Here is a 20,793-nt window from a genome sequence, read left to right as displayed (position 1 = left end):
GCTCATCACGCCACGGCGCGAGCGCCATGGTCCCCGAGTGTTGTCGGACAACGGATCCTCCTTGCGTGGCTCCATTCGCCCGCGATGCGCCTGCGCACCGCGTGCGCAGGGACGCTCGCCCCCGAACTTGCCTGCCACGCCGGATGCAACCTATCCCCGTTCGAGCCGTTCCGGCGCGTTCCGGGCAAACTGATTCGCGGGGTGTCGAGGGTGTCGGTGCCGGACGGCATACTCGGCGCCATGCAGCGCATCGACGGTCACCTCGTCCTGAGCCCCACGGACCTGACGAAGCACGTGGCCTGTGCGCACATCACGACGCTCGACCTCGAGGCTCTCGACGCCGGCCCCGGGACGAGTGCCGGGACGAGCAGCAGGGCGAGCGACGCCGACGACTCGCTCAACCTCGTCTTCGTCAAGGGGCTCGAGCACGAGCGCGCCTATCTCGAGCGTCTCGTCGCCGAGGGGCGCGTCGTCGAGGACATCGCGGCCCTTGGGGTGCGGGGTGTCGAGGCCGAGGCGGCGACGCTCGACGCCATGCGCCGGGGTGTCGACGTCATCTACCAGGCGACGTTCTTCGACGGGCACTGGGTGGGGCTCGCCGACTTCCTGCTGCGCGTCGACGAGCCGAGCGACCTCGGCCCGTGGCGCTACGACATCGCCGACACCAAGCTGGCGCGGCGGCTCAAGGTCCCAGCGCTGCTCCAGATGGCGACGTATGCCGCCCGGCTCGAGCTGCTCCAGGGCGTCCCGCCGCAGTGGCTGACCGTCGTCACCGGCGACACCGAGTCGCACCCGTGGCGGCTCGTCGACGTGGCCCCCTACGCCCGCCGTCGGCGCGCCGAGCTGCTCGACGCCATCGCCAACCCGCGCGAGACGGAGTCCGCGCGCGTCCAGCACTGCGGTCAGTGCCGGTGGAAGGAGCGGTGTGCGCAGGAGTGGCTCGACCGCGACGACCTCATCCAGGTCGCGGGCATGCGCGCCGACCACCGCGCCGCGCTCATCGACCTCGGCATCCCGACGCTTCGTTCGCTGGCCGAGTCCAGCGAGGAGCGGCTGGCCCCGGCCCTGTCCATCGCGACCCGGCGTCGGTTGCTCCAGCAGGCCAGGCTCCAGCTCGCCGAGCGCGAGACCGGGCGGGCGCAGTTCGAGCTCCTCGACCCCGAGCCGGCCCGGGGGCTGCAGATGCTGCCCGAGCCCGACGAGGGCGACGTCTACCTCGACTTCGAGGGCGACCCGTGGGCCGAGGGCGGTACGGGGCGCGAGTACCTCGCGGGCATCTGGACGCGGCAGGGGGAGTTCGTCGAGTTCTGGGCGCACGACTTCGCCGAGGAGGGGCGCCTGACGACCGACCTCGTCGACTGGCTGACGGAGCGGTGGCAGCGCTACCCCGACCTCCACGTCTACCACTACGCGCCCTACGAGACGACGGCTCTCAAGAGGCTCGTCGGCCAGCACGCGACGCGCGAGGCCGAGCTCGACCAGCTGTTGCGCCACGAGGTCTTCGTCGACCTCTACGCCGTCGTGCGCCAGGGCGTGCGCATCAGCAAGGGCTCCTACTCCATCAAGAAGCTCGAGGAGTTCTACTGGGGCCACACGCGATCCGCCGACGGCGCGGGTGTCGCCGACGGTCTCTCGTCCGTCGTCGAATACGAACGCTGGCTCGCCGGTCGCGACGACGGGTCGGCCGACCAGGCGATCCTCGACGACATCCGGCGCTACAACGAGGAGGACGTCCGCTCGACGCTGGCGCTGCACGAGTGGCTCGAGGAGCGACGCGCCGAGCTCGCACGCGCGGGGCACACGCTGGGCCGGCCGGTGCCCGAGCCGCTGCGCGAGATCAGCGACGAGGAGCGTGCCGAGATCGCGCTCTCCGAGCGCCTGGTCGCCGACGGCCACCTGCTCCTCGCCGGACTCGTCGGGTGGCACCGGCGCGAGAAGCGCCCGGAGTGGTGGGACTTCTTCCGCTACAAGGAGCTCGAGACGGCCGAGCTCGTCGAGGACGGCACCGCCATCGGTGACCTCGGTGAGCCCGAGGAGATGCGGATCGTCAAGCTCTCCAAGGTCTGGCGCTACACCTTTCCGCCCCAGGACTGCAAGGTGTCGGTCGGCAAGTACGTCCCCGACGTCGACACCCACGCACCGGTCGGCAAGGTCGTCGACCTCGACCCGGTCGAGGGCTGGGTCGAGCTGTCGATGAAGAAGTCGCTGGAGCCGCCACGTCCGCGCGGCCTCGGGGGACCCGGACCGGTCATGGACCAGGCGCTCCGGGCGAGCATCGCCCGCACCGGCGAGCTCGCGCTTGCCGGTGGGTCCAACCTCGCGACGCGGCTCGTCGAGCGGGTCGTCCCGGCCGCCGACCTGCTCGCGCCCCGTGCCGGGGAGTCGCCCAAGGACGTCGTCGTCCGCGTCGGTCGCGGCTTGCGCGGCGAGATCCTGGCCGTCCAGGGGCCCCCCGGCACCGGCAAGACGTATGCCGGGTCGGCGCTGATCCGCGAGCTGCTCGACGCCGGCCTGCGCGTCGGCGTCACCGCGCAGTCCCATGCGGTCGTGCTCAACCTCCTCGACGAGGTGGCCCGTCCTGCCTGGCACAAGGACGGCACCAACGTCGAAGAAGGCGACGAGCCGGACGACCCGAACGCCCTCATCCGCCACACGTCCGACAACGCCGCCATCGCGGCTGCGCTCGCGAGCGGAGAGGCGACCCTCGTCGGGGGCACCGCCTGGCTGTGGTCGCGCGACGACATGGTCGATGCCGTCGACGTGCTCGTCATCGACGAGGCCGGCCAGTTCTCGCTCGCCAACGCCGTGGCCGTGGCCCCGGCCGCGCGCTCGCTCGTCCTGCTCGGAGACCCGCAACAGCTGACCCAGCCGACCAAGGCGGTCCATCCCTACGGCTCCGGTGTCTCTGCGCTCGACCACCTCCGCGCCGGTGACGACGGGCTCGTCCACGACGTCATCCCTGCCGAGCGCGGTGTCTTCCTCGACCGCACGCACCGGATGCACCCGAGCCTGACGGCGTTCGTGTCGGAGCTCGCCTACGAGGGCCGGCTCGAGTCGGCGCCGGGGCGCGAGCAGCTCCGCGTCGAGGCGCCCGGCGCCCTGTCGGGTGAGGGGCTGCGCTGGGTTCCCGTCGAGCACGACACGCTGTGCGAACAGTCGAGCCGCCGGGAGACCCGGGTCGTCCGTGCCCTCGTCGACGACCTGCTCCGCGGCAGCTGGACCACGGCGGACGGCGACTCGCGTCCGATCGGTCTTGCCGACGTCCTCGTCGTCGCGCCCTACAACGCGCACGTCGCCACCCTCGCGGCCGAGCTGCCCGACGGCGCTCGGGTCGGCACGGTCGACAAGTTCCAGGGCCAGCAGGGCGCCGTCGTCATCTACTCGATGGCGAGCACCACGGCGGCCCTCGCGCCCCGCGGCGTCTCGTTCCTCTACGACCTGCACCGGCTCAACGTCGCGATCTCCCGCGCCAAGGCGATGGCGGTCATCGTGGGCAGCCCCCTGCTCACCGACGCCGAGGTCCACACACCGGAGGAGCTGCGCGCCGTCAACGCGCTGTGCCGCTACGTCGACGAGGCCAAGACCGTCTGAGCCGGGACTCGCCGGCGCGGCGCCGCTCGGTGATGGCCCGCGTCGACCGCAGCGGCCCGCGCCGGTCCGGGCGTCAGTTTCGGCGGGGGAGCGAGGCGAGGTCCTTCTCGACGACCTCGCGGTCCTCCGGGTCGTCCATCGTGGCGAGCACCTCACGGGCCTCGGCCTCGAAGCGCTCGGCGGCATCGAAGTCGCCGCCGACCGCAGCCGCCCTCGCGGACGCCTCGAGGGCGGCCGCGAGATCCCAGCGCTCGCCGGCCCCACCGCGCGCGATGGTGACGTACCGCCCCGCGTGGTACGCGGCGGCATCAGGCTGCCCGAGCACGGCATGCACGCGGGAGACGAGCCAGTGACCCCGGCCCCTGTTCTCCGGCCGCACCCCCTCGAACCTGCCCCAGTGGTACAGCGAGGCATGGGCGCGAGCCAGCATCTCGTCGTCGTCCTCCGGCGACCGGTCGGTCTGCTCGAGCAGCTCCCACGTCGCGTTGTAGAGGTCCACGCCGAGGCGGCGGTGGTCGATCTCGCTCATGGCGGCACTGTAGACCGCAGCCCGGCCCGGGTTCAGGCGCCGTGGGCGGCGACGTCCCAGAGCCGTCCCTCCCCGCGGATGCCCGGCAGGGCCTCCCGGATCGACCGCTCGGCGAGCTCGGGAGCGACACCGAGGTCGACGGCATACCGCAGCGCCACCGCCGGGGTGCGCTGGACGCCCTGACGGCAGTGCACGAGCACCCGCTTGCCCTCGGCGCGGAACTGTCGCAGCGCCGACGAGGCGTCGTCGAGGACGAAGTCGAGGTGAGGGTTGCTCTCCTCCTGCTCCTCGTCGTTGATCCAGAACTCGATGTGGTCGCGTGCCGTCATGCCGGCGGCGGGGATGTCGTCCAGGCCGAGCGCACAGAGGGAGACGATCGCCTGCACGTCGAGCTCGGGCACGCGTCCGAGATCAGTGATGGTGCCCAGCACGATGTCGGGGTCGATGGGGTGCGGGATGCCCAGTGTCGGGATCCGCGCATCGCCCATCGAGGCGACCGACGGCCACTCGCCGACGCGACGTCCGCCTTCCGAGGTCGAGACGGCGAGCTCGACGAGGTCGTGGGCGCGCAGCCCCGGCCACCCGTGCACCATGCGCCGCCACTGGGTCGGCACCGCCGACGCCCCGTAGCGGGCGCCGAGCAGCGAGCCCGCGATGGCGGCCACGGTGTCGGTGTCGTGTCCCGCCCGGACGGCAGCCTGCAGCCCCCGCTGGAGGTGCATCGCCGAGCCGTCGCCGCGGTCGGTCGTCGTGATCGCGGCCCAGGCGTCCTGCAGCGCCGTCACGGTGAAGCCGTTGTTGCCGAACTGCCCCGGCTCGGCGCCGGTCGCCGCCTCGATCCAGTCGCCCCAGCGTCCGACGTGCGGCGCGCTCACGAGGTCGAGACCGGCCGCGAGGTCGAGACGCCCCTCGGTGACGGCGACCCGGATCGCCTCCGACCACAGCACCGCCGAGTCACCAGCGAGCGGGTCGGCGTGGGTGAGCAGGGCGATGGCGCGGGCGGCGCGGGCCGTCGCGTCGCGGTCGTCGAGGGCCGACAGGCCGACGATGGGGGTCCGCATCAGCGCGCCGTTGCCGGCGGTCAGCCCGGTGCGGGCGTGCAGTGCCTCGCTCGCCCGGGTCAGGCGTTCGTGCGAGCGTCCGGTCAGCTCCTTCGCCTCCGTCAGCACCGAGCGCGTCTGGATGCCGACGTCCGTGGCGCCGCCGTCGAGCCAGGCCGTGAAGGCATCGGCAACGCCGTCGAGGCCCTCGGGCGAGGTGAGGTCGATGCCCTGGGCGGCGATGCGCGCCACACAGAGCGTCATCTGGGTGTCATCGCTCCATTCGCCGGGCTCGTACGGCCCGAGGCCACCACCCTTCATGACCGCCTCGCCGACCGGGGGCGCCGCCATCTCGTACGGCACGCCGAGGGCGTCGCCGCAGGCCTCGCCGAGCAGCACCCCCGCCGCGCGGTCGACGGCGATGGGGCGGATCGACACGACGGCTCCTCCTGGACGGTGTGGACGCTCGGGCGCCCGGGGACGTGGGGTGGTGCTTCGGGACGAAACTACCGTCCGCGCCGGCCCGGTCGACGGTCCGGTCCAACCCTCGATGCCGCGTCGGGGAGCACGGACCGACGCCGTAGGCTTCTCGCGTGCTCCAACCCCTGACCGTCGTGCTGCTCGTCGCGAGCGGCCTGCTCGGCCTGCTGGCCGCCCACCACCTGCTCCGGGGCCGTCTCGTCGACGACCCGCTCATCATCGTCGGTGCCGTCATCGAGCTCGTGCTCGTCGTGCAGCTCGTCGTGGGGCTCACGAAGGCGTCCGCGATCGGCGACGGCGCCGAGCGGGCCACCTTCATCGCCTACCTCTTCACCGTCCTGCTCGTCATCCCGGCCACGATCGTCATCGCCGTCAAGGAGAAGACGCAGTGGGCCATGGCCGTCGTCCTCGGTGGCGCCCTTGTCGTGGCGATCCTCGTCGCCCGCCTGCAGCAGGTCTGGAGCCTCAATGTCTGAGCCGGCGCCCACCCCCGAGGCCTCGTCGGAGCAGCCGGTCACGGAGCGGCCGCACACCGGGCACGGCTTCGGCCGCGTGCTCGTCGCCGTCTACGGCCTGCTCGCCCTCGCAGCGACCGGGCGCTCGATCCTGCAGATCACCGAGTACTTCGACCGGGCACCAGTCCCGTTCCTGCTGTCGGCGCTCGCGGCGCTCATCTACCTCGTCGCGACCATCGGTCTGGCCCGCGGCGACCGTGCATCCGTACGCCTCGCGACCATCGCCCTCACGGTCGAGCTCGTGGGCGTGCTCGTGGTCGGGACCTGGAGCGTCGCGCGACCCGAGGCCTTCCCCGAGAAGACCGTCTGGTCACACTTCGGCGCAGGCTACGGCTACGTCCCTCTCGTGCTGCCGCTCGTCGGCCTCTGGTGGATCCGTCGCACGGCCAAGGCCACCGCCGCCTCCGATGCCGAGGTGGCGCGGTCGGCGGACTGACGCGCCGCCGATAGGGTTGCGGCCATGACCGAGCAGACCCCTGCCCCTGCGCCGACGACGCAGGCGACCCTTGTCGCCGGCCCGCTGACGGTGCGCGAGATCAGCGCCGACGAGGCCGTCGAGACGCTTCTCGAGGTCGGGGGCAGCTTCCTCCAGACGCCTGCCTGGGGACGGGCGAAGGCAGGCTGGCGGCGCACGCACCTGGGCTGGTTCGACGCCTCGGGGGCCCGCGTCGGGGCTGGCCTCGTCCTCTCGCGCACCATCCCGCGCCTCTCCCGGTCCTACGCCTACCTGCCCGAGGGTCCGGGGCTGCCGTGGGACGTCGTGGCGACCGACCCGGCGGCGTGGCTCGACCCGCTCGTCGCCTGGGCCAAGGCCAACAAGGCGTTCGCGCTCCGGCTCGGCTACCCCGTCGTCTCCCGCGTCTGGGACCGCGAGCCGGTCAAGAAGCAGGTCGTCGACAACGGCCTGCTCAGCTTCACCACCCTGCCCGCGGCGGTCGACAACCCGACGGCCCGCACCCTCGAGGCCTGGCTCGACCGCAACCACTGGCTCCCGCTCGGCGCCGACGGTGTCGCGGTGGGTCAGCCCCGCCTGCTCTGCATCGTCGACCTGCGTGGCCGCTCCGACGCCGAGCTGCTCAAGGGCATGAACCAGCAGTGGCGCCGCAACGTCAAGAAGGCCGAGAAGGCCGGCGTCCAGGTGCGCGCGGTCGGGCCCGAGGGGCTCGACACCTTCCACGCCCTCTACGTCGAGTCGGCCGACCGAGACAACTTCCTGCCCCGACCCAAGGCGTACTTCGACGTCATGGCGCGCTCGTTCGCGTCGGACGGCACGGACGGTGACGGTCCCGTGTCGGCGCGCTTCTACGAGGCCCACGTCGACGGCGACGTGCTCGCCTCGGCGTTGATGATCCGCTTCGGTCGCACGTTCTCCTACCTCTACGGCGGGTCGACCGAGCGCAACCGCGACGCACGAGCCTCCAACGCCCTGCAGTGGCAGGCGATGCGTGACGCCGCCGCGGCCGGGTGCGAGTCCTACGACTTCAGGGGGTTCAACACCTCCCTCGGTGCCACGAGCCCCCTCACCGGCCTGCTCCTCTTCAAGCTCGGCGCCGGCGCCGACGTCGTCGAGATGGTGGGAGAGCGCGAGCTCGTCATCAGCAGGTTCTGGCACCTCGCCTTCGAGAAGGCCATGGCTGCCCGGATCGCGATCAACAAGCGCCGCAAGGCGGCCCGCGCCTCGGCCGACGCCGCCGACATCTGACCGATCGACGCGGTAGGTGGCGCGCCGACCGCGGGTCAGCGTCGCTGGATGTCGAAGTACGGGCTGACGTAGCAGGTGGCATAGCCCTGCCCCTGCTGCGCCGTGACGACGATCCCGTCGACGAGCGCCCGGCACGACACGGCGCCGCGGACGCCTGACCCCGTCGGGTCGCTCGTGCGCACCCGGAGGCTGAAGTAGTCGTTGCTCGTCGCGCCCGGTCTGACCGGCACCTCGAAGGCGAGGGGCGCGGTCTGCGCGGGGTAGTCGTAGCGCTGGTGCGTCGCGTCCGAGAGGGACACCTCGATGCGGGCGCCCTTCTCGGCGTACGCCTCGAAGCGGATCGTCCGCGCGTCCGCGGGAACGGGCGTCACGGGAACGGCCGGCACGGGGATGAGCGTGGGGGGAGAGGTCATGACGCCTCGGGTCGGGGTGGTCGCCTTCGCGGTCGCGCCGGGGGCCGACCGGGTCGGGCTGGCGCCGGGAACCAGGGGCGTGATCGTCGGGACCGGGAACGTCCGGGTCACGACGGGACGGTTGCGGGTGACGCTGACGGCGGGTCGGGCGACCGGGTCGAAATCGTCGACGGAGCTCATGGCCGCCCAGAAGCCGAGCGGGACGAGCAGCCCGACGAGGATCGCCACGACGTGCCAGGCCTGGAGACGCCCGCCGAGCGAGCGTCCCGCGGCGCCGGGAAGGGTGACGGTGCGCAGCCGCTCGGTCATCGGCGGGGAGGCGGGTGCGGGAGGAGGCGGTGGCATCGGTGCGGGGTCCGCCCCCAACTTCTGCGGCACCCAGCTCGTCGCCGGCGGCCGCTCGAGGCCGAAGGTCGTGTCGTATGCCGTCACGTCCTCAGGCGTCCCGGTCGCCGTGGGCAGATCGGCCGGGTCAGCCGAACCGGCCGGGTCGAGACCGCGGGCACTCGTCGACCCGTCACGCGGGTCGGTCGGATCGGGGCCGACATCTCCCGTCGTGTCGCGGGTCGGGTCGGGCTCGAACGGCGGATTCTCAGACACGGGGTCCCCTCGTCTCGTGCGTGCGGCTGCCCAATCTAGTGCGGCCGACCATCCCTGACCTCGGTCACAGGGAGGGGCTGCAGACGACTTGGTGGTCCGACGTGTCGACGGCCACGAGCTGTCGGCCGGCGTAGACACGGCACTGGATCGTGCCCGGCCCGGTCAGGACCGTCGCCGTGACCTGCAGCTCGGACGGCCGGCTGTCGAGCGTGACCTTGGCGGCGTACGGCCCGAGCCCCTGGTGCCCGTCCAGGACGACACCGCCCGAGGTGATGTCGACGCCGGCGACGAGCCCCGCGCTGGGCGAGCTCGGCGTCGACACCACCTCGACGGTCAGCGAGGTGGCGTCCGCCGGCACCGGGGACACGTCCGGGGTCCCCCCGAGCAACGGGGCAAAGGCCGTCGAGGCGGTGACGTCACGGGCATGGACGCCGATCACGGATCCCGGGGCGTCACTGCTCCCGTCGGTCGTGCCGTCGAGCGTCCCGTCCATCGTGCTGTCGCAGTCGGGGATGCCGGGTTCCGCTCCGATGTCGGAGGTCCAGCACTCGTAGCTCTCGGTCGCGTCGTCGTGGTTCGAGAGACCGAGGAGCAGGGGCGGGATGAGGAAGAAGGCGGCCCATCCCGGCAGTCGTCGCCGGGGCGGTTGCCGGACCGGCGGGGTGGTGAGGACCGGCGGCACCGGGGCCTGCCACGAGGACGGCGTCGCTGACTCCGGAGCGGGGGCGGACGACCGAGGCGCCCACGCGTCCGGGGGCAGGGACGGTCCCGACGTGGCGGGGTCAGCGCTGGACACGTCGCCCGGGAAGGAGACGTGCCGGTCCCGCTGGGGGTCCGGGAGGGCCGGGCGCGGGTGGCCGGGGTCGGACAACGATGCCTCGCTTCAGACGGGTGGGACCACGGTAGGTCCTCGGGTGCCTCAGTCGTCGCACCTCTGACCGTCCCCGGCCTCGGCGCGTTCCGTGCGGCTGCCGGGTCCCGAGCCGGGAGGCTGACGGCGCAGGCTCAGCGGACGCCGCTCCGCGTCCGGTCGTTCACCGCGGCATCGACGGCCGGGGTCACCCCAGCTCGGTGGCGGTCAGTCGGCGCCGGGCCTCCAGCCACCGACCCGGATCTCGGTGCCGTCGACGATGTCGACGGGTGAGGTGGGGTCCAGCGGCACGGCCGCCGGTGACGACCCGTCGCTCACGACGATCGTCATCGACGCGGTCTGCTCGACGCCGGCGGCGGCGAGGTCGCCCCGCCACCCGAGGTCGAGGTGGGCGACGTCACCGGGATCGAGGGGCACCGTCTGCGCACTCGAGGTCTCCGCGTCGTGCAGGCGACCGCGAGGGTTGGCGAACACGGTCCCGGAGGGGCCGCGAGCGGACACCACGGCATACCCGGTGAGCACGCACGGCACCCGGCTGGAGTTGGTGACCCGCACCCGCATCTGCCGATAGCCCAGCGCGGGGTCGACCGGGCTCGCCGAGACGTCGAGCTGGCTCGGCTGGCACGGTCCGTCAGGGAAGAGCGGCGCCGCCGGGTCGACCGGACCCGTCGACGCACCGGCGGTCCGGCTGGGCGGCAGCACGAGCGGAGGCTCGGTGGGCAGGGCCGTCGGCGTCTGCTCGGTCTGGGCCGTGGTGGCCGGCGGCCTGGACGCGTCGAGGGAGGTGTCGGGTGGCGGGCTGGCGCAGCCGGCGACGAGAACGAAGGTCAACGCCAGCGTTGCGGCGGACACGACGGATCGGGCCGACGTCCTGCCTGCCTCCCCGTGCACGCCCGTCCCCCTCATGGCTCCACGCTAGGCGAGTCCACGGCGCCGTCGACCCGAGCCACACGAGTCCTCGACGAGGTCTTCACCCTCAGCACAGAGCGCGGGAGCGATATCCGTTCGGAGCCACCGCCGCCGCCCGCCTATCCTGTCGAGCATGTCCGACGAGCCTGCGAACGCACCCGCGCGCTCGCGGCCACCTCGTCGACGCGGGCGTCGACGTCCGGCGGGCGCCCAGCAGCCTCCGGCCCAGACACCCTCGGCCCCCGCCTCCTCGGCCTCCTCGGCTTCCTCGGCCTCCACCGAGCCACCGGCCTCCTCGACTCCCTCGACGCCCGCGGCCGCCAAGGGCCATTCGGACCGGACGGCCCAGCGCGCCAGGGCCACGGAGGGTGACCGGCGCGACCACGGCCGCACCGCGACTTCGCGACGTCAGGGCGTCCGCACCCTGACGCCCGAGCAGCGGGAGGCCCGCCGCGCCGCCCGGGCGGCGACGGTTCCGCCCATCACCTATCCCGAGCACCTGCCCGTCGTCGAGCGTCGCGACGACATCGCGGCGGCGATCCGGGACCACCAGGTCGTCGTCATCGCCGGTGAGACGGGGTCGGGCAAGACGACCCAGATCCCGAAGATCTGCCTCGAGCTCGGTCTCGGCCTCGACGGCGTCATCGGGCACACCCAACCGCGTCGTATCGCGGCGCGCGCCGTCGCCGAGCGGCTCTCCGAGGAGCTCGCCGTCGATCTCGGCACCGCTGTCGGCTACCAGGTGCGCTTCACCGACCAGAGCAGCCGAGACACCCTCGTCAAGGTCATGACCGACGGCATCCTGCTCGCCGAGATGCAGCGGGACCGCGAGCTGCGCCGCTACGACACGATCATCATCGACGAGGCCCACGAGCGCAGCCTCAACATCGACTTCATCCTCGGCTACCTCAGGCAGCTGCTGCCTCGGCGCCCCGACCTCAAGGTGATCATCACCTCGGCCACCATCGACCCCCAGCGCTTCGCCGAGCACTTCGCCGACCCGGCCACGGGCGAGCCGGCCCCGATCATCGAGGTCTCGGGCCGCACCTTCCCCGTCGAGATCCGCTACCGCCCGCTCGTCGACCCCGACCGCCCCGAGGCGGAGGAGCGCGACATGGTGACCGGCGTCTGCGAGGCGGTCGAGGAGCTGTGGACCGAGCGGCACGCAGGCACGAGCAGCGACATCCTCGTCTTCTTCTCCGGCGAGCGAGAGATCCGCGACGCCGCCGACGCGCTCAACGGCATGAAGCTGCCCGTCACCGAGGTCGTCCCGCTCTACGGACGGCTCTCGGCCGCCGAGCAGCACCGCGTCTTCTCGTCGCACACCGGCCGCCGGATCGTGCTGGCCACCAACGTCGCCGAGACCTCGCTCACCGTCCCGGGCATCCGCTACGTCATCGACACGGGCACGGCGCGCATCAGCCGCTACAGCCAGCGCACCAAGGTCCAGCGCCTGCCCATCGAACCGGTCAGCCAGGCGTCGGCCAACCAGCGGTCGGGTCGCTGCGGGCGCGTCTCCGACGGCATCGCGATCCGCCTCTACTCCGAGGACGACTACGACAGCCGCCCCGAGTTCACCGACCCCGAGATCCTGCGCACCAACCTCGCCTCGGTCATCCTCCAGATGACGAGCCTCGGGCTCGGCGACATCGCACGCTTCCCCTTCGTGGACCCGCCGGACAGCCGCCAGATCACCGACGGCGTCCGGCTCCTCGAGGAGCTCCAGGCCTTCGCCCCCGAGGACGACGAGCCCGCCCCGGCGCGGGGGAGGCGCCGTCCGGGACGCCGCCTGACGGCATACGGCCGCACCATCGCGACGCTGCCGATCGACCCGCGTCACGCGCGCATGGTCATCGAGGCCGACCAGCGCGGTGTCCTGCGCGAGGTGCTCGTCATCGTCGCGGCCCTGTCGATCCAGGACCCGCGCGAGCGGCCGCAGGACAAGCAGGAGCTCGCGAACGCCTCGCACAAGCGCTTCGCCGACGAGACGAGCGACTTCGTCACGTGGCTCAACCTCTGGGCCTACCTCAAGGAGCGTCAGCACGAGCTGAGCAGCAGCGCCTTCCGGCGGATGTGCAAGGCCGAGTTCCTCCACTACCTGCGCATCCGCGAGTGGCAGGACCTCCACAGCCAGGTCAAGCAGGCCGCCAAGCAGGCCGGTCTCGACCTGAGCCGCGGGAGCACCGACGTGGCCCAGGGCGAGCTCGACGTCGACGCGATCCACCAGTCGCTGCTCGCCGGACTCCTTTCGCACGTCGGTGTCCGGGACGAGCAGAAGCGGGAGTATGCCGGTGCGCGTGGCACGCGTTTCGGCATCAGTCCCGGGTCGGCGCTCTTCCGCAAGCAACCCCAGTTCGTCATGGCCGAGGAGCTCGTCGAGACGAGCCGCCTGTGGGCGCGCGTCAACGCCCGCATCGACCCCGTGTGGGCCGAGCAGCTCGGCGAGCACCTCGTGAAGCGGCAGTACTCCGAGCCACGGTGGTCGGGAAAGCGTGGCTCGGCCGTCGCGACCGAGCGCGTCACGCTCTACGGCGTGCCGCTCGTCGTCGGCCGCGTCGTAGGCCTCGGCCGCATCGACCCCGAGCTCGCGCGCGACCTCTTCATCCGGCACGCCCTCGTCGAGGGCGACTGGCACACCGAACACGCTTTCCTGCGCGAGAACGCCGCCCTCGTCGAACGCCTCGGCGAGCTCGAGGCCCGCACCCGGCGCCGCGACATCGTCGTCGACGACAGCACGTTGATCGCGTTCTACGACAAGCGGATTCCCGCCGACGTCGTCTCGGGACGTCACTTCGACACGTGGTGGAAGAAGGCGCGGCGTCAGACGCCGGACCTGCTGACCTTCACCGAGGAGCTGCTCCTGCGCGAGAGCGCGGGCAGCATCGCCGACGAGGACCACCCGACGACCTGGACCCAGGGCGAGAACGTCCTGTCGGTGACCTACCAGTTCGAGCCGGGATCGGCACAGGACGGCGTGACCGTGCACATCCCGGTCGAGCGCCTCAACCAGGTGACACCCGACGGCTTCGACTGGCAGGTCCCGGGCTTCCGCGAGGAGCTCGTCACGGCGCTGATCCGCAGCCTTCCCAAGGGGATCCGCCGCAACCTCGTTCCGGCGCCCGACCACGCCCGCGCCGTCCTGCCCGAGCTCGACCCGACGTCGGGACCGCTCCTCGTCACGCTCGCGACCGTGCTGCGGCGCCGGGCGGGCGTCGCCGTCACCCCCGCGGACTTCGACGTCGAGCGCATCCCGCCGCACCTGCAGGTCACCTTCAGCGTCGACGGCGCCGACGGCCGACCTGTCGCCACCGGCAAGGACCTCGAGGCGGTCCGTGACACCGCCGCGCCGCAGCTGCGCCGGCAGGTCAGCCGCGCCGGCTCCGGACTCGAGCGCGCGGGCCTCACGTCGTTCCCCGACGCAGGCGTGGCCGAGTCGTTCGAGAGCGCGCAGGGCGTCCACGGCTACCCGGCCCTCGTCGACACCGGCTCGACCGTCGACCTCCGGGTGCTCCCGACGCGTGCTGAGGCCGACGCCGAGCACCGCCTCGGGGTCCGGCGACTCCTCCTGCTCGGCATCTCGCCGCCGTGGAAGCAGATCCTCGCCCGCCTGACGAACACCCAGAAGCTCGCGCTCGGCCACAACCCGCACGGCAGCGTCCCGGCCCTGCTCGACGACTGCCTCGCCGCGGCCATCGACGCGATCCGCGACGACGCCGTCACCGACAGGTCGGACCACACGGTGCGCACCCGCGAGGACTTCGAGTGGGCCCTGTCGGCCGTGCGCACCCACACGACCGCCAAGGTCGTGCAGGTCGTCGGGCTCGTCGAGCCGATCCTCGCCAAGCACCTCGCCCTGACGAACCGGCTCGCCGAGCTCGACCGGTCCAGCAGCCCGGCCATCCGACCGATGCTCGCCGACGTCCGGGCCCAACTGGGAGAGCTGGTGCGCCCCGGCTTCGTCGCCAACACCGGGCTGCGCCGTCTGCCTGACCTCGATCGCTACCTGCGGGGGATCACCCATCGCCTCGACAAGGCGCCGGCCAACCTGGCCCGCGACGCCCAGGCGCTCGAGCAGGTCGACCTCGTCGAGGGCCGGTACGCCGACCTGCTCGACACGCTGCGGCCCGCCCAGCGCGGCGCCGCCGACGTCGTCGACATCGGCTGGATGATCGAGGAGCTGCGGGTCTCGCTCTTCGCGCAGACCGTCGGGACGGCATACAGCGTCTCGCCGCAGCGCATCCTCAAGGCGATCGCCAAGGTGGACGCCTGACCCCTGCCGCGCCCGGACATGGGGAATCATGGGATGCAGCGGAGCGTTGCACGAAGGACCCCGTACGACGAAAGGCCAGACCCGTGCAGGACCCGACCGAGCTCTTCCAGTTCGAGAGCGACACCTCACCGAGCCAGCTCCAGCAGCTGCAGGCGTCGGTGCTCGTGGTCGCCCTCGGCGGATTCATCGACGCCGGCCACACCCAGCGACTCATGGCCGACCACATCCTCGAGACGCACGAGTCGCGCGTCATCGCCTCCTTCGACGTCGACCAGCTGCTGGACTACCGCGGCCGTCGGCCCGTCATGGTCTTCGACCGCGACCACTGGAGCAGCTACGACGACCCGAGCCTGCTGCTGCACCGCGTCGTCGACAAGGAGGGTGTGCCCTTCCTGCTCCTCGTCGGCCCCGAGCCCGACTACCAGTGGAACCGGATGGTCGAGGCGACCACGATGCTCGTCAAGGCGTTCGGCGTCGACCTCACCGTGAGCGTCCACGGCATCCCCATGGCCGTCCCGCACACCCGACCGCTCGGCGTGACCGCGCACGGCACCAACCCGCGGCTCGTGACCGGCAACGACCCGGCGTTCGGCACGGTCCAGGTGCCGGCGAGCTTCTCGTCGCTGCTCGAGCTGCGCCTCGGCGAGGCAGGGCTCGATGCCATCGGTTTCGCCGTCCACGTGCCGCACTACCTCGGTCAGAGCGAGTTCGCCGACGCCGCCGTGCTCGGCCTCGAGCGGGTGCGCGCTGCGACGGGGCTCGACCTCGACCTGCGCGAGCTCGCCGCGACCGCCGGGCTCAACCGGGCCGAGATCACCCGGCAGATGGAGGAGTCCGACGAGATCTCCGCTGTGGTGCACGCGCTCGAGCAGCAGTACGACACGTTCCTCGAGGGCCGCCAGCAGCGCAACCTGCTCGCCACCGACCTCTCGGACCTCCCGACGGCCGACGAGATCGGCGCCGAGTTCGAGGCGTTCCTCAAGGACGTCACCGACGAGGACCAGGGCGACGACCGCACCTGAGGCGTTCTGACGAAAGGCGGGTCCGACCATCTGGTCGGGCCCGCCTTCGTGTCCCCTGCTCCCGTATGCCGTCGGCCGCCGCCGATGCCGCTCCCCCCGCCGCGCCCCGCTCGCTCGTGTTCGGCTCGGCTGCCTCGGGTCAGGCTTTCGCTTCGCTCCAGCGGCGGACGATGGAGGTGTCGGCGACGAACCGGACCTCGTCGGTGCCGGCCCACGTGCGCGCTGCGCTCGTCAGCGTGCCTTCGACGGCGGCCGCCGCGGCCGCGGCGTGCTGCTCGGGCACGTGGACGAGCAGCTCGTCGTGCAGGCACAGCACGATCTGCCCGCCGAGCGGGCGCACCGCGTGGCGTACCGTCGCCGCCCACGCCTTGAAGAGCTCGGCCGCCGAGCCCTGGATGATCGCGTTGCGCGCGTAGCGGCCCCGCGCTCCGTCCGCGCCCGTCGCGGAGAACTCGGCGCTGCCGGACGGCTCGGGCGCGCCCGGCTCGAGCGCGGGCAGGGGCACCCCGCCGAAGCGGATGAGCCGTCCACCCCACGTGCGCACCGGACGGCGGGCGACCCCGTCCGCGTAGGCCCGGTCGAGCAGGCTCATGGCCACGGGGTAGGCGCGCTCGAGGTCCTTGAGGGCCTCGCCCGCCGCACCCGAGCGCTGGCCGTACATCGCTGCGAGCACGGCCACCTTGGCCCGGGGCCGGTCGGCGCCGAGCTTGGCGGCAACGGGTGCGTAGAGGTCGTCGGCGCGGGTGGCCTCGGCGAACGCCCGGTCGGCGCTGACGACGGCGAGGACGCGCGGCTCGATCTGGCCGAGGTCGGCGCGGACGAAGACGTGGCCCGGTGCCGCGCAGATGGCTGGACGCAGGGGTGCGGGGAGGTTGTGCAGACCGTTCTGCGCGGTCATGCGCCCGGCCGCCCCGTCGCAGGCGGTCCAGCCGCCACGGAGCCGGTCGTCGGCGCCGACGTGGTCGTCGAGCCAGCGGTAGCCGTAGGTCGTCGCGATCCGCTCGTCCTTGCGCCACCGGAGCAGCGCGTCGACGAGGGGATGGGTGTGCCGGTACGGCTCGAGCACCCAGGCGCGCGTGTTGGGCACGTCGACACCGACCGAGAGGAGCAGGTCGCGCACCTGGCCCGGGTTGCGCAGGTCGGTGCGCTCCCGGCCGGGCGCGTGGCGGAGCACGACCGCGTCGCGCTCTGCCCTGATGCGCGCCGCGTCGGCGTCGTCGTCGGGTCGCGCCCCGGCGGACGTCGCGATGAGGTCCTCGGCGGCGGCCCGGTCGACGGGGAGCCCGTCGCGCTCGAGCTCGAGGCAGAGCACGGCCGCGGCGGACTCGGACCACACGGTGCGTTCGAGCCGACCGACGTGGTCGCCGCCGAGGCGGGCGAGGGCCTCGCGCTGCGCGGTGCAGCAGTCGAGCGCCAGGACGGCCAGCTCGCGCAGGCGGGCGTCGTCGGTCGCCCACGCGAGAGCATCGGCGCGGAGGTGGCCGGCCGCGGTCAGCAGGGACACGTCCTCGCCGGCAGCGACGTCGAAGAGGTCGCCGTCGAAGCCGCTCAGCCGCGGCGCGCGTGGCGCGGGCACGTCGGCCTCGTCGAGCCCGCGGCACCCGGCCATGACATGACCGGGCGTCGCCCACCAGCCGCCGTGGACGATGCGGTGGGCCTCGGCGAGGTCCCACGTGCGGGAGACGTCGACACCGGCGCCGACGACGGGCCGCAGGGTCGAGGCGGCCGACCACACGACCCAGCGCGGACCGAGCCGCGTCGTCGTGTCGACGAACCGGCGCACCACGTCGCCGAGCGGCCACGCCTCGTCGACCTCCGGCCCGACGGCATACGCCCCTCGGGGGCCGACGACGAGCGCGACGAGCGGCGGACCGGAAGACTTGTCAGTCAAGGCAACTCGCCATCCGCTTGATGGCCTCGCGGAGGATGTCGGGGGAGGTCGCGTAGTTGAGCCTCGCGTGCCCCGCGCCGCCGGAGCCGAAGATCGGACCGGGGGAGAGCGCGACGCGGGCGCGGCGCAGCACTTCGCCGGTGGGGTCGTCGCCGAGGCCCAGCCCGGAGAGGTCGAGCCACGCGAGATAGGTCGCCTCCGGCACGACGAGACGGGCGCCTGGCAGCTGCGCTGCGACGAGCTCGGCGAGCAGACGCCGGTTGGAGTCGAGCTCGCGGACGAGTCGGTGCACCCACTCGCGCCCGTCGCGGAAGGCAGCGGTCTGCGCGATGACGCCCAGGTGGCTCGCGCCGAACGTGACCCAGGGGTGGAGGCGGCGCACGTCGTCGGCGGCGTCGGTCCCGGGGACGATGATCGCGGCCTTGAGCCCTGCGAGGTTCCACGCCTTGGAGGCCGACGTCACGGTGATGCCGCGCTCGGCGCCCGCGACGGCGAGATAGGGCGTGAAGGTGCTCGTCGGCAGCACGAGCGGACCGTGGATCTCGTCGGAGACGACCCGGACGCCGCGCTCGTCGGCGACCCGGGCCAGGGCCGCCAGCTCGTCGGGGGTGTGCACCGTGCCGGTCGGGTTGTGTGGGTTGGAGAGCAGGTATGCGGCGCGGTCGCCTCCAGCGGTCACCTCGGCGAAGACGTCGGCGAGGCGGTGGAGGTCGAGCCGGTGGTTCGGACCGAGCGGCGCCTCGACGACCCGTCGCCCGCACGCCTCGATGACCTCGTAGAAGGCGTTGTAGACGGGCGGGCTGACGACCACCGGGCCACCGGGGTCGGTGAGGAGCCCGAGCAGGTGGGTCACGCCGGTCAGCACGTCGGCGACGCGGGTCGTGCTGTCGTGGTCGAAGCCCCAGCCCCACTCGTCGGCGGCGAACGCGGCGATCTCGGCGGCATACTCCTGCGTCAGGGCGTAGCCCGTGTCGCCCCGGGCCACGGCGGCGCTGACGGCGTCCACGACCGCGGGGCACGGCGCGCAGTCCATCTCGGCGATCCACATCGGGATGACGTCGGGCTCGTAGCGTCCCCACTTGACCGACGTGCGGTCGCGCCGGAGGTCGGCCAGCGGGACGCCGAGGATCGTCGCGCCGTCTGCGTGCCTCTCACCCATGGGAGCGACCCTACGAGAGCGGGGGGACGTCGTCTCCCGCGGTCCCCGGTCGGCTCGACTGGGTACGAGGGTGCCACGAGCGACCCGGGCGGCATACGGTGTCGTCGGCGGCGAATCGACAGCCGCCGCACAGGGACGACGGACGAAGGGGTGGAGCCGGTGGGCATCTTGGGTTACGGCAGGGACGAGACCGTCGAGGCATCGGACGCGACCGCGGTGAAGCTGCGCACGGCGAAGGACGCCGGCGCGCTCGAGCGGGCTGCCCTGCCGGCCGAGGGAGGTCTCTCGGGAGCCGCGACCCGACTCGTCGAGCGTCTCCTCGACGTCGGGATCGACGGCAAGGGACCGTTCGACCCGGCCCACGAGGTCGCCGCCAACGCGCTCAAGCACGCCCGGGGAGACCGCGACCAGGCCCTGCGGATCATCGTGCGCGACCACCGGCAGCTCGGCGCGATCGGCGGCTTCGCCACCGGTCTGGGCGGCTTCTTCACGATGCCCCTCTCGCTGCCGGCCAACGTGCTCGAGTTCTACCTGCTGGCCACCCGCATGACGGCGGCGACGGCCAAGGTGCGCGGCTACGACATCGACCAGCCCGAGATCCGCTCCGCGATCCTGCTGACCCTCGCCGGCGCCGACAGTGACGATCTCCTCAAGAAGGCCGGTCTGCAGGCCGCCGGTGGCAAGCTGTCGTCCGTCGCCTTCGACCGGCTGCCCGCCCCGGCGCTCATGGTCCTCAACAAGGCGGTCGGCTTCCGCCTGCTCGGGCGCATCGGGCAGGGGACCTTCGCCCGGCTCGGGCGCCTCGTGCCCGTCGTCGGAGGCCTCATCGGCGCCGCGGTCGACGTCTACATGCTGGGCCGCGTCGGCAAGCAGGCGGCCAAGGAGTTTCCTCCCGTCGAGACCTTCGGTCGCTGAGCGACCGGCTGGACTGGCCTCACCGTGAGGGACACGCAGATCACCGTTGCGCATCGCCGTCCGGGCCGGGGAATCGCACGCGGCACCCGTTCGTTGGGCCGGGCATGAAGCCCGCATCCCGGATCAAGATGGCCGCGACCGTCGCGTCGGTCGTGCGCGCCTCGACGCGACCCGGCGCGCCCAGCCTGCCGGAGCGGCTGCAGGCCGTGCCGCGCATGGTGCGCGCCACCGTGGACGGGACGTATGCCGGCACGACCCTCAAGCGGCTCGGGCTCGTCGCAGGGGCGGTCGCCTACGTCGCTTCGCCCGTCGACCTGCTGCCCGAGGCGGTCCTGCCGGTCATCGGCGCGGCCGACGACGCCGTCGTCATCTCCTGGGCGGTCAAGGCATTCTTCGAGGAGACCGAGCGCTTCATCGCCTGGGAGGTCGGTCAGGGTCTGCACCGCCCGCGGCCCCGGCGTGGTTCTGCGAGCGGGGCGCCGGGTGGCGATCCGGCGACCGAGGCGTCGCGCACGACGGTGCACGGTGAGCCGGTCACGGTGCCGGGCGATCCGACGACCCGGGCGTGGGCCGGAGGTGCCGAGGACGGACTGCGCCGCGACCGTGACAGCACCGGGGCTGCTGCACCCCGCCGCATCGTCAGCCGCGTCACGCGTGTCAGGGGCAGGTCCGCCAGCAGTGACCCCGGGCGGGGTCGGGACGACCGGGCGCGACTTCCGGAAGGGACGCGCCAGGCCGCGACCGACTACGTCCTCGAGTCGGTGCGCAAGCGCCTCGAGCGCTGAGCCCAGCGCACTCGGCGACACGGCGTACTGCTGCGCCGTGCTGCGTGCGGTGAACCCGGCCGCTGGGTCCGCGATCCACACCCCCTGACACGAAAGGCACT

Annotated in this window: 15 protein-coding genes; 8 read left to right on the top strand and 7 right to left on the bottom strand. The window is 72.9% G+C overall.

Annotated elements, in window-relative coordinates:
- Positions 1–240 precede the first annotated feature (240 nt).
- Positions 241–3,591 carry a TM0106 family RecB-like putative nuclease gene (locus AC1DW8_RS17530; RefSeq protein ID WP_478095332.1) on the top strand — a complete coding sequence of 1,117 codons (3,351 nt, stop codon included), beginning with the start codon at positions 241–243 and terminating at the stop codon, positions 3,589–3,591.
- Positions 3,592–3,664: 73 nt separating this feature from the next.
- Here AC1DW8_RS17530 and AC1DW8_RS17525 read toward each other — a convergent pair whose 3' ends face one another.
- Both AC1DW8_RS17525 and AC1DW8_RS17520 read right to left on the bottom strand, forming a co-directional pair.
- Positions 3,665–4,120 (bottom strand): hypothetical protein, encoded by a 456-nt coding sequence (locus AC1DW8_RS17525; RefSeq protein WP_056776157.1) that lies wholly within the window; start codon positions 4,118–4,120, stop codon positions 3,665–3,667.
- Between the two features lie 32 nt (positions 4,121–4,152).
- A complete protein-coding gene (locus tag AC1DW8_RS17520; protein ID WP_056827267.1) occupies positions 4,153–5,598 on the bottom strand; it encodes an ADP-ribosylglycohydrolase family protein in 1,446 nt (481 codons plus the stop codon).
- Positions 5,599–5,753: 155 nt separating this feature from the next.
- On the opposite strand from AC1DW8_RS17520, the gene AC1DW8_RS17515 reads away from it, so the two are divergent.
- From AC1DW8_RS17515 to AC1DW8_RS17505, 3 genes are read left to right on the top strand one after another with little or no spacing between them, the layout of a single operon-like run.
- Positions 5,754–6,116 carry a hypothetical protein gene (locus tag AC1DW8_RS17515; protein WP_478095331.1) on the top strand — a complete coding sequence of 121 codons (363 nt, stop codon included), beginning with the start codon at positions 5,754–5,756 and terminating at the stop codon, positions 6,114–6,116.
- Entirely contained in the window at positions 6,109–6,591 is a 483-nt protein-coding gene (locus AC1DW8_RS17510; protein ID WP_478095330.1) for a hypothetical protein, read from the top strand. The genes AC1DW8_RS17515 and AC1DW8_RS17510 overlap by 8 nt, the downstream gene beginning before the upstream one ends.
- A gap of 24 nt (positions 6,592–6,615) precedes the next feature.
- Positions 6,616–7,857 (top strand): lipid II:glycine glycyltransferase FemX, encoded by a 1,242-nt coding sequence (locus AC1DW8_RS17505; protein ID WP_056776164.1) that lies wholly within the window; start codon positions 6,616–6,618, stop codon positions 7,855–7,857.
- 35 nt (positions 7,858–7,892) lie between these two features.
- Here the strand turns inward: AC1DW8_RS17505 and AC1DW8_RS17500 are convergent, their stop codons facing one another.
- The 3 genes from AC1DW8_RS17500 to AC1DW8_RS17490 all read right to left on the bottom strand — a co-directional run bounded on the left by AC1DW8_RS17500 (position 7,893) and on the right by AC1DW8_RS17490 (position 10,647).
- The gene (locus AC1DW8_RS17500; RefSeq protein WP_056776166.1) at positions 7,893–8,870 is read right to left on the bottom strand and encodes a hypothetical protein; all 978 of its coding nucleotides are present in this window, start codon (positions 8,868–8,870) and stop codon (positions 7,893–7,895) included.
- A gap of 64 nt (positions 8,871–8,934) precedes the next feature.
- A complete protein-coding gene (locus AC1DW8_RS17495) occupies positions 8,935–9,741 on the bottom strand; it encodes a hypothetical protein (RefSeq protein WP_056776167.1) in 807 nt (268 codons plus the stop codon).
- Positions 9,742–9,948: 207 nt separating this feature from the next.
- Positions 9,949–10,647, bottom strand: a complete 699-nt coding sequence (locus AC1DW8_RS17490; protein ID WP_082619797.1) for a DUF4232 domain-containing protein — start codon at positions 10,645–10,647, stop codon at positions 9,949–9,951.
- 136 nt (positions 10,648–10,783) lie between these two features.
- Between AC1DW8_RS17490 and hrpA the strand changes: the two genes are divergently transcribed.
- Together hrpA and AC1DW8_RS17480 are read left to right on the top strand one after the other, a co-directional pair.
- Positions 10,784–14,920 (top strand): ATP-dependent RNA helicase HrpA, encoded by a 4,137-nt coding sequence (gene hrpA / locus AC1DW8_RS17485; protein WP_478095329.1) that lies wholly within the window; start codon positions 10,784–10,786, stop codon positions 14,918–14,920.
- 83 nt (positions 14,921–15,003) lie between these two features.
- Positions 15,004–15,942 (top strand): proteasome assembly chaperone family protein, encoded by a 939-nt coding sequence (locus AC1DW8_RS17480; RefSeq protein WP_056776172.1) that lies wholly within the window; start codon positions 15,004–15,006, stop codon positions 15,940–15,942.
- Positions 15,943–16,081: 139 nt separating this feature from the next.
- Here the strand turns inward: AC1DW8_RS17480 and AC1DW8_RS17475 are convergent, their stop codons facing one another.
- Both AC1DW8_RS17475 and AC1DW8_RS17470 read right to left on the bottom strand, forming a co-directional pair.
- Positions 16,082–17,833: a DNA polymerase gene (locus AC1DW8_RS17475; protein ID WP_478095328.1), complete on the bottom strand. Its 1,752-nt coding sequence runs from the start codon at positions 17,831–17,833 to the stop codon at positions 16,082–16,084.
- Entirely contained in the window at positions 17,826–18,992 is a 1,167-nt protein-coding gene (locus tag AC1DW8_RS17470; RefSeq protein WP_478095327.1) for a MalY/PatB family protein, read from the bottom strand. Before AC1DW8_RS17470 ends, AC1DW8_RS17475 begins: the two co-directional genes overlap by 8 nt.
- A gap of 159 nt (positions 18,993–19,151) precedes the next feature.
- Here AC1DW8_RS17470 and AC1DW8_RS17465 point away from each other — a divergent pair, with 159 nt between their 5' ends.
- Positions 19,152–19,907, top strand: coding sequence for an EcsC family protein (locus AC1DW8_RS17465; RefSeq protein WP_478095326.1), 756 nt, complete (start codon positions 19,152–19,154; stop codon positions 19,905–19,907).
- A gap of 104 nt (positions 19,908–20,011) precedes the next feature.
- A complete protein-coding gene (locus AC1DW8_RS17460; RefSeq protein WP_056776177.1) occupies positions 20,012–20,692 on the top strand; it encodes a YkvA family protein in 681 nt (226 codons plus the stop codon).
- Positions 20,693–20,793: the final 101 nt, after the last annotated feature.

The organism is Terrabacter sp. P2_E3 (assembly GCF_056403915.1).
The sequence above is the reverse complement of the archived record's forward strand: the minus strand, read 5'-3'. Positions and strand labels throughout refer to the sequence as shown.